Here is a 13,717-nt window from a genome sequence, read left to right on the forward strand (position 1 = left end):
CTAAAATGATAGACGTATAAGTTTGTCTAAAAAAATCGCGCTGATCGAAAGATGAATTAGGGCGATTTTTTACGGCTGTTATCATATTTTTGGGAATTGGGGTGAGGTTTTTTTGGCGCAAAGAATTCCCCAACATGTTATTGATGAGGTTCGTGAAAAAACAAATATTGTCGAAGTCATTGGTCAATATGTTCAGCTGAAAAAGTCTGGTAAAAATTATCTAGGCCTTTGTCCATTTCACGAAGAGAAGACTCCATCATTTTCAGTTGCAGAAGATAAGCAGATTTTTCATTGTTTTGGGTGCGGTAAAGGTGGAAATGTTTATACCTTTTTGCAAGAACTGGAAGGCATCAGTTTTCCGGAAGCTGTAAAAAAAGTTGCGGACTTAGAACAAATTCCGCTAGGTATTGAAATATCAAATGAACCGATCAGTCAAACCTCAACAGGACAGCAGCAACTGATTGCCTTGCATGAGCGGACACGCGACTTGTATCATCATTTGCTAGTGAACACAAAAGTAGGAGAAACGGCGTTGAGCTATCTCCATGAACGTGGATTAAGCGATGAGTTGATCAATGAATTCAAAATCGGTTTTGCACCTAGCCAAAGAGATTTTCTCGTGCAAATTGCGCAGCAGGATAAAGTGAGTGCTGATTTGATGGAACGCAGTGGGCTGTTTATTCGACGTGAAGACGGCAGTTTCAGTGATCGATTTTATCAAAGAGTCATGTTTCCATTGAATGATTTCCGCGGAAAGCCGATCGGATTTTCCGGTCGGATACTAAAAACCGAGGAGTATCCCGGGGACGATCAGCCAAAATATTTAAACTCCCCTGAAACGGAACTATTTAATAAACGTCAAGTTCTTTTTAACTTTGATAAAGCGCGAAATGAAATTCGGAAACAGGGCGAAGCAATTTTATTCGAGGGGTTCATGGATGTCTTAGCGGCTTGGCAAGCGGACATAAAAATTGGTTTGGCCTCTATGGGAACCAGCTTGACTGAACAACAAATTGCCTCCATCGAACGAATAACAGGGCAAGTAGTGATCAGTTATGACGGTGATGATCCCGGACAGGCAGCCACTGACCGAGCCTTGTCGATTTTAGATGCACACAGCAGGCTAGGACTTTCAGTCGTCACTGTACCAGAAAAACTCGATCCGGATGAGTACTTGCGGAAATACGGTGTGACTGAATTGCAAAATTTATTGCAGCATGGTCGTCAAACGCCCTTCGCATTCAAGATGCATTATCGAAAAAAAGGATTAAACTTAGAGAATGAAGCGGATCGATTGAATTACTTGGATGTCGTGATGCAGGATTTAGCAAAAGTACAATCACCTGTCGAACAAGATTTATATCTAGGCCAGTTGGCAAACGACTTTCATTTAACAAGAGAGAGTTTGAAGCAGCAATTGCAGATGGTTCGGCAAACGATTCGTACAGAACGACGGCAACAACAGACAGTTCCTTCTCCAGCACCCGTTCAATCGGTTAGGAGAGTCGTAACAAAAGAAGAAAAAGCCGAAAGGATGCTGCTATACCGTAGTATGAATGAGAGTTCAGTTCGCGAGCAGCTGGTCCAGACGGATTTCCAATTCATTCATGATCATTATCAAGAATTGCTTCTTTACTTAGATAGTTATATGATGGTTCATGGAAATTTTATTTTAGCGGATTTTCTGAACTATTTGAAAGAGAACGAGATGAAGCAGTTAGCCATCGACATCTCTATGATATCCATGTCAGAAGATAGTAACGAACGGGAAATTTATGATCTGATGCGTGTGATTTCTCAATCTGGCATTGCTGAAGAAATAAAACAACGACGAAAAGAGCAGCTTGAGGCCAGGAAAAGCGGAAATCAACAGCGGGAACTAGAACTAACCATTCAAATTATCGAATTGACAAAACGCTTGAAACAAGCCTAGAAGTGAAAGGGGCATTTATTTTATGGCAGATGTAAAAAATAACAAAGAGTACCAAAAAGCTTTAACAGCCTTCATTAAGGAGAAAAAACCACTAGGACAGGTAGTTTATGACGAACTAACTAACCGTATGGCGACTCCTTACGAGTTAGGTGCAGAAGCGATGGATGAATTGATTCAAAAAATCGAAGATGCTGGAATCAGCGTTGTAGATGAAAATGGTGAACCTTCTAAGGCGAGTTTGAAACGAAACGAAAAAACAGTAAAAGAAGCTCAAAAAGAAGATTTATCAGCCCCAACAGGTGTTAAAATTAACGATCCAGTTCGTATGTATTTGAAAGAAATTGGTCGTGTATCGTTATTGACGGCTGAAGAAGAAGTAGAACTTGCTTTGTTGATCGAACAAGGAGATCAAGAAGCAAAACAACGTCTAGCGGAAGCTAACTTACGTTTAGTTGTAAGTATTGCCAAACGTTATGTTGGTCGTGGCATGCAATTTCTTGATTTGATTCAAGAAGGAAATATGGGTCTGATGAAGGCTGTTGAAAAATTTGACTACCGTAAAGGATTCAAATTCTCAACTTATGCTACTTGGTGGATTCGCCAAGCGATTACTCGCGCGATTGCCGACCAAGCTCGGACGATTCGTATCCCGGTTCACATGGTTGAAACTATTAATAAATTGATCCGTGTTCAACGTCAATTGTTGCAAGATTTAGGACGCGAACCAACACCAGAGGAAATCGGTGCCGAAATGGACTTGCCGACTGAAAAAGTTCGCGAAATACTAAAGATTGCTCAAGAGCCTGTTTCTCTAGAAACGCCGATTGGTGAAGAAGATGACTCGCATTTAGGAGACTTTATCGAAGACCAAGAAGCAACAAGCCCTGCTGAGCATGCGGCATCAGAAATGTTAAAAGAACAATTAGAAGATGTATTAGATACATTGACTGATCGTGAAGAAAACGTATTGCGTTTGCGTTTTGGCTTAGATGATGGCAGAACTCGGACTTTGGAAGAAGTTGGACGCGTATTTGGAGTTACACGTGAGCGTATTCGACAAATCGAAGCAAAAGCATTACGTAAGTTACGCCACCCATCACGTTCAAAACAGTTGAAAGACTTTTTAGAATAGTCATTACTAAACTCTGCGAGAACCTTTCTCGCAGAGTTTTTCTGTTTTATAAGACAACCTACGCCGTAATGCCAGACGCTAGGATAAAACTATTTTTCATAAGGAAAAACACGATTATCTTAACGAATTATTTGTGAATAACGAATCATGGAAGCTTCAAAAACCTGATTGAATTTATTATTTTTGATTAATTCACTCGAAAATCGCTTGGAACATCCCTAAACATATGATAGATTAAAGCATATGATTGAAAAGGAGCCGATTTCATTGCAAAAATGCCCTAACTGTGGTCATGAACCAGTCGATGGATGCACGACTTGTCCGAAGTGTGGCTTTTCATTACAGTTAAACGATCAATTAAATACTGAAAATATTACTGATAAAAATGATACGATAGAGTGGTCAGAACTAGCGGATATGCCCATTGAATCTGTGCAGAAAATGTTTAAGGATAACGAGGAAAAAATGAAAGAAGAACATTCTAAAGAAACTGAAGAAACACCTGAATTGAATCCGATTTTGGCACAGTACATTCGTGAGCACAAAGATAGTCTGGAAGAACAAGACGAATCTAACAACGAGATGACAGAAGATACTGTAGTCGACAATGAAGAAAATACGGATGAGACCCAGCTTTCTAATGAAGAAACAGAAGAAGCACCTTCTGAGTCAAGCCTATCACCAGATCCCATTCCAGAATATGCAGAGTCGGAAGAAGACGCTGAGGAAGTCGAAGCGATGCCCTTAACTGAGGATGCCTCAATTGAGGAATCTTCGGAAGCTATCGAAGAAGAACGCACGATTGAGCCTGAGACCGATTCAGATAAACATTCTACGATTCCAGTTGAGTCAACTGAAGCTGGTAATGGAGGTAATATTCCCCCAGAGGCACCCCGTTCTACAGGTGATCCTCAAAAAAAAGGCGGAAAAAAGCGGTACATCACTTTAGCAGCGATTGTCGTGCTAGGTGTTGGTGGCGGCTATTATTATCAGCATGAAAAAAAGGTAGAAGCACAACAAATCGCTACCGTTAAAAAAGAAAATAAGGCGCTTGATTCAATTGAAGCGAGCATTGCAGGATATTACACCAATGAGAAGCAGACATTTATTGCGGCTGATAAATTGGACCTCAATACTAGTAAAATAGATGAAGAGTTGGCTGGATACAAAGACAATAAGCGCTATGATAAGCTGAAAAAAGAATACAATGAGCTAGTAGAAAAACAGAAAGCTGAAAAATCTGTGAATCAATTATTTACAGAAGCAGCAATTAATGGAGATAAGGTCACTGACAAGCCATTATTGAAATCTGCCGAACCTGTCACTCTCACTGTTGATACTGGAGATCAAGAATTTGATCAATTAATGAACCAAGCAATCAATAATGCAAAAGATCAATACACGAAAATTGAAGCGGCAAAAAAAGCAACCGATGGTTTACTTAAAGATGGAAACGTTATTGATTCAGTAAATCGTGATCAATACAATTCGGCGAATGAGGCTGTTAAAGTCGTGGCTAATCAGTCACTAGTTCAGACGCAAAAGGATGAACTGGCAAAAGTAGATCAGACGCTAAAAGAAAAAGAGAAAAAAGCAGCGGAAGAGAAAGCGGCAGCAGAAAAGGCCGCTCAAGAAAAGGCAGAACAAGAAAAAGCTGCCCAAGAAGCTCAAAATAGCAATTCTTCATCCGCGTCCAATCAAGCCGGAGATACAAGCAGTGATGCTTATGCTTGGGCACCTGGAGTGAAAGAAAAGGTAATCCAAACCTGTATTTCACGTGGCTATATAGTTGATGGCGGTTATAGCTTGGAACCTGTAAAGGTTGAGAACGGAGAAGGGTATTACAATCTATATGCCACTTCTAACCGAGCGTCACTGACGAAGGGCTATTCCAATTCTGATTTGCCGATGTATTTAGTAACCATCAACTGCAAGACAGGATGGTTCAAAGGGAACGGACCAAACTAAATCAAAATATGGAGACTGGGGAGAACGTTCTTCCCAGTTTTATTGTTTGATGTAAGAGTTTAAAAAATAGTATAAACTATTAAGAGCAATGCTTTTGCTTTTATGAATACGCGTTAGGAGAAAAAATATGAATGAATTATTAGGACAAGTATTTACAGGATTGATTATTGATGAAAATGAAACCATGTATTTGGTTCAAAAGAATGGCGTGACGTTTCATTTTGAAAAAAAACAAGAGGAAGTATATCAAATTGGCGAATCTGTTGAAGGTTTCGGCTATGTGAATCAGAAAAAAGAAGCGATTTTTACAACGGCTATCCCACAAGTTCGTATCGGACATTATGCATTTGGAGAAGTCACAGATGTTCGTCGGGATTTAGGTGTTTTCGTAAACATTGGTCTTGCGGATAAAGATATGGTGGTTTCCTTAGACGAGATGCCTAGCATGAAAGAACTTTGGCCTAAAAAAGGGGACCGTTTGATGATCAGCATGCGTGTTGATGAAAAGGATCGCATGTGGGGTGTGTTAGCAGACGAGACGATCTTTCATTCTTTGAGTCGTGCCGGAAATGCAGAAATGCAAAACGAAAACAAGAAGGGGACGATTTATCGGTTGAAAGTCGCGGGTTCTTTTCTGCTGACTGAAGATTTTTACATCGGATTTATTCACCCTTCAGAACGCTATCAAGAACCACGTTTAGGAGAAGTTGTGGAAGCACGAGTGATTGGCGTACGTCCAGATGGTATTCTAAATATGTCATTAAAGCCTCGCGGGTATGAAATGATCAACGATGATGCTGCGATGATTTTGACAATGCTGCAAAGAAATGCAGACCATTTGTTACCGTATTGGGATAAATCAGATCCTGATGAAATTAAAGCTGCCTTTGGAATCAGCAAAGGTCAATTCAAACGTGCGATCGGTCATTTGTTAAAGGAAAAATTAATTGAACAAAAGGATGGCGAAATTCGTTTAAAAAGCTAATTGAGAATGTCCTTGCATAAATATAGGTGATAAACTATAATAATTCTAAGAAAAGCAGTACTGAAGCACTTGCTTGTTTATAGTTATTATAAAGTAGAAGAGGAGGGTTCTCTTGAACGCGATTTTAGCTCTGCAAAAAACTAAAAAGCAACTTCACGATTCTGGATTTAAGTTGACACCACAGCGTGAAGCGACCGTTCTCGTTTTATTAGAAAATGAAAAAGACCATTTGTCAGCGGAAGAGATTTATTTCTTAGTTAAAAAGAAAAGTCCTGAAATCGGCTTGGCAACAGTCTATCGCACCTTAGAAATTTTGACGGAATTGCACATTGTTAATAAAATTAGTTTTGATGATGGACTCGCTAGATATGATCTTCGTAAAGAAGGGGCAGAACATTTTCATCATCATTTACTTTGTTTAGAATGCGGGAATATTGAAGAAATTGAAGAGGATCTTTTAGGAGATGTAGAAAGAGTCGTAGAATCTCGGTATCATTTTCTAGTAAAAGATCATCGCCTGACATTTCATGGAATTTGTCAAAGCTGTCAAGATAAAAAAGAAGCGTAGAATACCTAGATGAAAATGAATTAAGTTATAATTAAATTATGTAGTCCCTTGCAACGATACGTGCTATCATTTCAAGGGACTTTTTGTTATGATAAAGCGAAAGTGGTGAGAACATGGATGAACAAATAACAGAGTATTTGCATTACTTAGCGATTGAGCGTGGACTTTCAGAGAATACTCGTAGTAGTTATCAAAGAGATCTACAACAATATTTGTCATTTTTAGACGCGCAGGGTGTATCCACGTGGGAAGCTGTGGATCGTTATACTGTTGTGGCTTTTTTGGCGAGCTTATCAGATGCTGGAAAAGCGTCTACTACAATTACACGAATGATTTCTAGTCTTCGGCGTTTTCATCAATTTTTGCGGCAAGAACGTTATACCGACCATGACCCTATGCAGCATATAGATAGCCCTAAAAAGGCTCAAAAGTTGCCGCAAACACTCTCTTTAGCAGAAGTCGAACGGTTGATAGCCACTCCAGATACAACTACGAATTTAGGCATTCGTGATCGTGCGATTTTAGAAGTCCTGTATGCCACAGGCTTGCGTGTTAGTGAATTAATTGGCTTAAAGCTGGGAGATATCCATCTGGAAATGGGCTTGTTACAAACGGTTGGAAAAGGAGATAAGGAGCGTATAGTTCCTTTGGGAGACTACGCGATACATTGGCTAGAGAGATATTTGTCTGAAGTTCGTCCCATTCTGACAAAAAAAAATCCAAATGAGACGTTTCTTTTTGTGAACAATCACGGACGCGGGCTGAGTCGTCAAGGAATATGGAAAAACTTGAAGCAATATGTCATTAAAGCTGAGATCACAAAAGATGTCACGCCGCATACATTGCGCCACAGTTTTGCGACCCATTTACTTGAAAATGGCGCTGATCTGCGAACGGTTCAAGAATTGCTGGGACACGCAGACATATCTACAACACAAATTTATACCCATATCACTAAGCGAAGAATGACCGAAGTTTATAAAGAGTTTTTTCCACGCGCTTAATTAGGAGGAAAAAAATGCTTACTCAATACCGAAAAAGTCAACGAAAGATCGCGATGGGACTTTTGAGTTTTCACGAAAGCCTAAAAGATCAACGCCATCTATTAAAAGAAATTGATGCCTATGAAGGTGACGAACGCTACCAGCTTTATTGCTATTATGATGAAAGCTCCGACAACGTACAGGGGGTGATCGGGATCAGTTCGTTAGAAGATCAAGAAATCGTCTTGCACGACATTAGTTTGAACCCCTCTTATCGTGGTGAGGGGGTAAGTATTGCGATGATGGATGAACTACAAACCATGTATCCAGATCAAAAAATTATGGGAACCCCTGCTACTTCAGCCTTTTTGGCAAAATGGCAGGAACATAAAAGAGGTTAGAATGGAAGAAATAAGTTTAAAATTAGATGTTTTTGAAGGTCCTTTAGATCTCCTGCTCCATCTAATCCAACAGTTGGAAATTGATATCTATGATATTCCTATTGCAGCAGTGACTGAGCAATACATGAATTTCATCCATGCAATGAAAACTTTAGAGTTAGAAGTAGCAGGTGAGTATCTGGTTATGGCTGCAACACTCATGTCTATTAAAAGCCAAATGCTTTTACCAAAACCAGAACTAGACTTTGATTACGAAGACGAAGAGGGCGAAGACCCTCGTGAGGCATTGGTTCAGCAACTTTTAGAATATCGTAAATATAAGTATGCGGCATCCGTCCTTTCAGAAAAAGAACAAGAGCGTAGTTTGTTTTTTACAAAGGCGCCCATGGATCTTTCAGACTATGAAGAAGAAATCCTTCCGCTGCCTAAAAACCAATTAAATACGATTGATCTTTTTCTGGCATTGCATGATGTTTTGCAACGAAAGAAAAGAAATCAACCAATAGAAACGACAGTTGCCACGGAGTCAATTACCATTGACCAAAAAGTAGTAGAGATTGGCAATCGATTGAATGTTCTACCCGAAGGAAAAGGGCTGTTTTTAGAATCCTTGTTTGTCCAATATACTAAAGATGAAATGATTACAACTTTTATGGCATTATTAGAATTGATGAAAAAAGGATTGGCTGTAGCAACTCAAGAGGAGACCTACGCACCTATAGTCATTTTTAAAGGCGAAATAATCGAAGAATGATTGTTGCGTCTAACGAGGGAAATAACTAGTTCAATCAGAGATTTGTTCCATTATCATGTAAAAGGAGCCGTACTATGAATCAATTAAGTCAAATTGAAGCGATGCTTTTTGTAGTTGGGGAAGAGGGAATCGGTTTAGAAGAATTAGCTTTTTCTTTAAATCGACCCATACCAGAAGTTTATCAAAACATCCTAGATTTGAAGGAATTATATGAAAATAAAGAGCAGTCGGCCTTGACTATTTTGGAAGTGGGCAATCATTTTGTTTTAACCACGAAAAAAGAATTTGCTTCATTGCTAAAAGAATTCGCGCGTTCGCCTATGGCAAATCGCTTAAGTCAAGCTGCATTGGAAACACTTTCGATTATTGCCTACAGACAACCCGTAACACGTGCCGAAATTGATGAACTCCGTGGTGTTCAATCGAGCGGAGCTGTGCAAACTTTGGTAGCCAGACAATTAATAGAAGAAAAAGGCCGCGTTGAAGGGCCTGGACGAGCAATTTTATATGGAACAAGTGACTATTTTATGGATTATTTTGGATTAAAAGATATGAAGGAATTGCCGGACGTTCAAAAAATGGAAGATGATCTAGCAGACGAAGCAGAGCCTTTGGATTTGTTTTACGATCGTTTTAAAGAAGAGGATGAGTAATAATGGAAAGATTACAGAAAATAATCGCCCATGCTGGGATAGCTTCCCGACGTAAGGCTGAGGAATACATTACTAGCGGACGCGTCAAAGTGAATGGCGATACTGTAAAAGAATTAGGTACAAAAGCTGGAAAAAAAGACATCGTCGAAGTTGACGGTGTGCCAATTTATCAAGAAGAGCCCGTTTATTATTTGTTTTATAAACCTCGGGGAGTTATCTCGGCTGTTTCTGACGATAAAAATAGAAAAGTGGTAACAGATTACTTCGCCGCTGTCCCTGAACGAATCTATCCTGTTGGACGTTTAGATTATGATACGTCTGGAATATTACTTTTAACAAATGACGGTGATTTTTCACAACGATTGGCGCATCCGAAACACCAAATTGATAAAGTCTATGTGGCAAAAGTAAAAGGTTACGCGGAAAAAAGAAGTTTGTTGCCATTGACAAAAGGGATTCGCATTGAAGGAAAGAAAACTGCGCCTGCACGTTTTGAGATTCTCTCAACAGATAAAAAAGCAGAGACAAGTATTGTTGAATTAACCATTCATGAAGGCCGCAATCATCAGGTGAAGAATATGTTGGCGGCGGTTGGTTTGCCGGTACAAAAATTAAAGCGTGAACGTTATGGTGACTTGACATTGCAAGGGTTACGTCCAGGGGAATATCGTCGGTTGAATACAAAGGAAATCAATACGTTATTGAACCAATCAAAATAAACAAAATCATTTACTTGTTTTTTGATAGTAAAATTGTTATAGTGGTTTTACAAATAAAATAAATTAAGGTTCGTCTTCAGGGGCAGGGTGAAAATCCCGACCGGCGGTGATAGTCCGCGAACTGCGAAAGCAGCCGAATCGGTGTAATTCCGATACCGACAGTACAGTCTGGATAAAGAAGATAGAGCTTATTTGAGTAAGACAGTATTCAAGTAACTCTATGCTTTTTTTGAAGCATAGAGTTTTTTTGTGGCAAAGTTTCACTCAAATAGTTCGATGAAGATGATTCCGAAACGGAGGATTTCATATGAAGAACTTAAGATTACAAAAAATGACAGCAGTGGCAGTAGCAGCAGCAATGGGATTGATTCTACAATTTATCGCTTTTCCAATTGTTCCAATGTTTCCGTTTTTAAAGTTGGACTTTAGTGATATTCCAGTATTGATCAATATGTTTATATTTGGACCGTTAACAGGTGTGGCGACTGCGTTTATTCGATCCTTGCTTCATTTGACGATGACGGGCTTCTCTATTGATAATATGATTGGGGACTTCGCAAGCTTTTTCGCGTCAACATTGTATACTTTGCCAATATTTTTACTATTCAAACAAAAAACAACGACAAAACGTGTGTTGGGGCTAGGTTTAGGTATTCTAGCGATGACGGTCTTTATGAGTATCGCAAACTATTTTGTAATTACGCCTCTTTATTTAAAAGCGTTCGGGCTTTCTGCTGGACAAATGTTAGGCATGGGCTTGGGAAGATATATTTTAGTTGGAATCGTTCCTTTCAATTTGCTTAAAGGAATGATCGTCAGTGCAGTTTTCTTAGTACTACATGCTAAATTACTGCCATGGTTATCCAAAAAAACAATGACATCGCAACATCATTCAATTTAATTAATTCAAAAAATCTCAGACAAAAAAGTCTGAGATTTTTTTTTAGGATATATGTTATTATGAATTTTGATATAAGATAGCATGAGATGGACAACGCTTAGCAGATTGTATAACTGCGTCCTGTTGACTCTCAGGAATAAATTCATGGGTTGCCTCAGGCTCACCAACAAAGAGGACCAATCCATCATCTGTATAATCAAAAATTTCTGGTGCGATGGTTTGACACAGGCCGCAAGCGATACAACGGTCAGGGATGATCTCGCATTTCATTTTTTCACCTTCCACAGGAGAGTATTTATTATGACTTTGTTTATTTTAACGTTATTTCATACAGGCTACAAGTTAAGAACATCCACCTTGTATCATTTATTGGTGGGAAAAAGGACAAGCTCTGTTTTGATCCATGGTTTCTTCTATCAAAATTTAGCTTATTTAGGTGCATTGCCTACTTTGAAGGAAAAGAGTTTTCAAGAAGCACTAAATCAATTAAAATTGAATCATTTGATCACTATAGATGATGAATTCGGCGAATTAACGCCACTTGGGAAAGCGCGTTTATTAGAGACACCTTTGGAAATGACGGGTCTGAACAATATGCGCTTTGGCCGCATGCGAGAAGATTGCTGGCAGTTGATCTTATTTGCGATTCAGGTGACTAGTTATCTTTCCTTTAATGAGAAGGAGTATCTGCCGATTGAAAATCGTCCATACTATTTACAGCAAGTAAAGAAATGGTTGGCACAGTCTAATCCTTATTTATTAAGTGCGTTTAAAGATGAGTTGACCATGATCTTAAGTAAAATACCCTCAAAAGAGGCTGATTTTTTAGCAAATCAATTTTCGGGACATGGATTTCAAGGGAAAACTGTTTTTCAACTTTTACCTGACACCTTTCAGGAGTATCCCTGGGTTGATCTTTACCAACAGCGTGCAATAGATCTTTTTCTTGAACAGATAGAAGAGGGGGAACTTTCGAGGCTGTTATATGTGCTAGATCAACAAAATATGAATCAGAGTATGTTAAAAACGAAAGACTATTTCTTGGCTGGAAAAACAGTATCAGAGATTTTGTCTTTGCGCCATTTAAAACAAGGAACTATCAACGATCATTTCATTGAGTGGGCATTATTAGATAAAGCATTTCCTTTTGAAAAATTCGAGCAACTCGATTTTGATGGCTTACATGAGGGGCAAGTCATCAATAGTCATTACCAAGAGTATGAGGTATCATACCTGAATTTTCGATTATCACAAATCTATTATCTGAGGGAACATGGATGGAACTGAAAAAAGTATTAAGGGAAAAATTTAACTATGACCAGTTTCGACCTGGTCAACAAGAAATAATTGAAACTATCTTAAAAGGCCATTCTGTTCTTGGAATGCTTCCCACTGGAACTGGAAAGTCATTGTGCTATCAATTACCAGGTTATTTATTAGAAGGAACAGTCGTTGTCATTTCCCCGCTAATTTCTTTGATGGAGGACCAAGTAATACAACTGCAAGGACTAGGAGAAAAGCGTGCTGTGGCACTAAACAGTCTACTTTCATCGTGGGAAAAACAATGGATACTTAATGAAGCACATCATTACAAGTTTATTTTTATGAGTCCGGAAATGTTTTTAAGTCCGAATGTACAAAATGTATTAAAGAGGATCAAGTTGGCAATGATCGTAGTGGATGAGGCACACTGCATTTCTCAGTGGGGAATTGATTTTCGGCCTGAGTATTTAAAATTGGCAGACGGGATTCAGTTCGTTGGAAGTCCATTAATTCTAGCATTGACAGCAACCGCTACAAATAAGGTAAGAAAAGATATTCAACGTTTATTGTTCGAAAAAGAAAAGGCGAGAGAAGTTGTTTTTTCTGTGGATCGTCCTAATATCAGCTTTTTTGTTTATCAAGAAAATAAAGTTGAAAAACTGAGAGAACTTATGATTTCTTTAGAGGGATCAGGAATCATTTATTGTGCGACTCGAAAAAAAGTAGAAGAACTCTACCATTCTTTTAAAGATCGGCAAAAAATTGCTTATTATCATGGTGGTCTCAGTGGGCAAGAACGAAGAATGCTTCAACAACAATTTTTATCCGGGGAGTTAAGAATATTAGTTGCCACGAATGCTTTTGGTATGGGAATCAATAAAGAGAATATTCGATTTGTCATTCATTATGATTTGCCAGATTCACCAGAGAATTATTTGCAAGAAGTGGGCCGAGCTGGCAGAGACGGACAGTTGAGCCAAGCAATTTTATTGTATGAAGAAGGAGATGAATTTATTCATCACTTTCTACAAGAGCAAACAAATCAATCAAAAAAATTGTTTGAAATTAAACAAAAAATGAGTGATCTGGTGTTTGAAGACCCGCTCATTAAAAAGTGGGAACAGTTTTTTCCTAATGATAGTTCTCATTTAATGGATTTATTAAACCAACGTGGAGTTACAAAAAAGAAGCAACTGCAAAAAATGCTTGATTATATTGCAACTACAAAATGCCGGCGGGAATTTTTAGTTTCTTATTTTGACGAAAGCTTAACAGAAAAAAATCCAATTTGTTGCGACAACGATGGCGCTGTATTGCAAAAATACAGCGTACAAGAAACAGCAAGTATGGGCCAAATATCTTGGCAAAAAATTATTCAAAAAATTTTTAAAAATACAGAGAAAGATTGAAAATTGGCACCACATTTTCAAGAGCTATGGTATAATACATGGCGATAG

14 protein-coding genes and 1 riboswitch are annotated in these 13,717 nt (G+C 38.6%); of the genes, 13 read left to right on the top strand and 1 reads right to left on the bottom strand.

Features of this window, described 5'->3' with window-relative positions:
* The first annotated feature begins 112 nt into the window (after window positions 1-112).
* The 11 genes from dnaG to I592_RS06695 all read left to right on the top strand — a co-directional run bounded on the left by dnaG (window position 113) and on the right by I592_RS06695 (window position 10,997).
* Window positions 113-1,933: a DNA primase gene (dnaG, locus tag I592_RS06645; RefSeq protein WP_010780978.1), complete on the top strand. Its 1,821-nt coding sequence runs from the start codon at window positions 113-115 to the stop codon at window positions 1,931-1,933.
* 22 nt (window positions 1,934-1,955) lie between these two features.
* Entirely contained in the window at window positions 1,956-3,065 is a 1,110-nt protein-coding gene (gene rpoD, locus I592_RS06650; RefSeq protein ID WP_010780977.1) for an RNA polymerase sigma factor RpoD, read from the top strand.
* Window positions 3,066-3,332: 267 nt separating this feature from the next.
* Complete coding sequence (locus I592_RS06655) at window positions 3,333-5,033, top strand: cell division site-positioning protein MapZ family protein (RefSeq protein ID WP_010780976.1); 1,701 nt, start codon at window positions 3,333-3,335, stop codon at window positions 5,031-5,033.
* Window positions 5,034-5,160: 127 nt separating this feature from the next.
* Entirely contained in the window at window positions 5,161-6,018 is an 858-nt protein-coding gene (locus tag I592_RS06660) for a CvfB family protein (RefSeq protein WP_010780975.1), read from the top strand.
* Between the two features lie 112 nt (window positions 6,019-6,130).
* Window positions 6,131-6,586 carry a ferric iron uptake transcriptional regulator gene (gene fur / locus I592_RS06665; protein WP_010780974.1) on the top strand — a complete coding sequence of 152 codons (456 nt, stop codon included), beginning with the start codon at window positions 6,131-6,133 and terminating at the stop codon, window positions 6,584-6,586.
* 113 nt (window positions 6,587-6,699) lie between these two features.
* The gene (gene xerD, locus I592_RS06670; protein ID WP_010780973.1) at window positions 6,700-7,590 is read left to right on the top strand and encodes a site-specific tyrosine recombinase XerD; all 891 of its coding nucleotides are present in this window, start codon (window positions 6,700-6,702) and stop codon (window positions 7,588-7,590) included.
* A gap of 14 nt (window positions 7,591-7,604) precedes the next feature.
* Window positions 7,605-7,970 carry a GNAT family N-acetyltransferase gene (locus tag I592_RS06675; RefSeq protein ID WP_010780972.1) on the top strand — a complete coding sequence of 122 codons (366 nt, stop codon included), beginning with the start codon at window positions 7,605-7,607 and terminating at the stop codon, window positions 7,968-7,970.
* Between the two features lies 1 nt (window position 7,971).
* Window positions 7,972-8,724, top strand: a complete 753-nt coding sequence (locus I592_RS06680; protein ID WP_010780971.1) for a segregation/condensation protein A — start codon at window positions 7,972-7,974, stop codon at window positions 8,722-8,724.
* A 74-nt stretch (window positions 8,725-8,798) separates the two neighbouring features.
* A complete protein-coding gene (gene scpB / locus I592_RS06685; protein WP_010780970.1) occupies window positions 8,799-9,377 on the top strand; it encodes an SMC-Scp complex subunit ScpB in 579 nt (192 codons plus the stop codon).
* 2 nt (window positions 9,378-9,379) lie between these two features.
* Complete coding sequence (locus I592_RS06690) at window positions 9,380-10,096, top strand: pseudouridine synthase (protein ID WP_010780969.1); 717 nt, start codon at window positions 9,380-9,382, stop codon at window positions 10,094-10,096.
* Between the two features lie 68 nt (window positions 10,097-10,164).
* A riboswitch (FMN riboswitch) is annotated at window positions 10,165-10,283 on the top strand.
* Between the two features lie 120 nt (window positions 10,284-10,403).
* Window positions 10,404-10,997: an ECF transporter S component gene (locus I592_RS06695; protein WP_010780968.1), complete on the top strand. Its 594-nt coding sequence runs from the start codon at window positions 10,404-10,406 to the stop codon at window positions 10,995-10,997.
* Between the two features lie 57 nt (window positions 10,998-11,054).
* On the opposite strand, the gene I592_RS06700 is transcribed toward I592_RS06695, so the two are convergent.
* Window positions 11,055-11,267 carry a ferredoxin gene (locus tag I592_RS06700; protein ID WP_010780967.1) on the bottom strand — a complete coding sequence of 71 codons (213 nt, stop codon included), beginning with the start codon at window positions 11,265-11,267 and terminating at the stop codon, window positions 11,055-11,057.
* Between the two features lie 30 nt (window positions 11,268-11,297).
* Between I592_RS06700 and I592_RS06705 the strand changes: the two genes are divergently transcribed.
* Complete coding sequence (locus I592_RS06705; protein WP_010780966.1) at window positions 11,298-12,284, top strand: helix-turn-helix domain-containing protein; 987 nt, start codon at window positions 11,298-11,300, stop codon at window positions 12,282-12,284.
* The gene (locus tag I592_RS06710; protein WP_010780965.1) at window positions 12,275-13,669 is read left to right on the top strand and encodes a RecQ family ATP-dependent DNA helicase; all 1,395 of its coding nucleotides are present in this window, start codon (window positions 12,275-12,277) and stop codon (window positions 13,667-13,669) included. Before I592_RS06705 ends, I592_RS06710 begins: the two co-directional genes overlap by 10 nt.
* The last annotated feature ends 48 nt before the right edge of the window (window positions 13,670-13,717 follow it).

Origin of the sequence: Enterococcus gilvus ATCC BAA-350 (genome assembly GCF_000407545.1) — a bacterium.
GTDB classification, from domain to species: Bacteria; Bacillota; Bacilli; order Lactobacillales; family Enterococcaceae; genus Enterococcus_A; species Enterococcus_A gilvus.

Excerpts from the sequence above, each read along its gene's own strand:
- rpoD (WP_010780977.1), top strand. The coding sequence starts at position 1,956 with ATGGCAGATGTAAAAAATAACAAAGAGTACCAAAAAGCTTTAACAGCC.
- I592_RS06660 (WP_010780975.1), top strand. The coding sequence starts at position 5,161 with ATGAATGAATTATTAGGACAAGTATTTACAGGATTGATTATTGATGAA.
- xerD (WP_010780973.1), top strand. The coding sequence starts at position 6,700 with ATGGATGAACAAATAACAGAGTATTTGCATTACTTAGCGATTGAGCGT.
- I592_RS06675 (WP_010780972.1), top strand. The coding sequence starts at position 7,605 with ATGCTTACTCAATACCGAAAAAGTCAACGAAAGATCGCGATGGGACTT.
- I592_RS06680 (WP_010780971.1), top strand. The coding sequence starts at position 7,972 with ATGGAAGAAATAAGTTTAAAATTAGATGTTTTTGAAGGTCCTTTAGAT.
- scpB (WP_010780970.1), top strand. The coding sequence starts at position 8,799 with ATGAATCAATTAAGTCAAATTGAAGCGATGCTTTTTGTAGTTGGGGAA.
- I592_RS06690 (WP_010780969.1), top strand. The coding sequence starts at position 9,380 with ATGGAAAGATTACAGAAAATAATCGCCCATGCTGGGATAGCTTCCCGA.
- I592_RS06695 (WP_010780968.1), top strand. The coding sequence starts at position 10,404 with ATGAAGAACTTAAGATTACAAAAAATGACAGCAGTGGCAGTAGCAGCA.
- I592_RS06700 (WP_010780967.1), bottom strand. The coding sequence starts at position 11,267 with ATGAAATGCGAGATCATCCCTGACCGTTGTATCGCTTGCGGCCTGTGT.
- I592_RS06705 (WP_010780966.1), top strand. The coding sequence starts at position 11,298 with ATGACTTTGTTTATTTTAACGTTATTTCATACAGGCTACAAGTTAAGA.
- I592_RS06710 (WP_010780965.1), top strand. The coding sequence starts at position 12,275 with ATGGAACTGAAAAAAGTATTAAGGGAAAAATTTAACTATGACCAGTTT.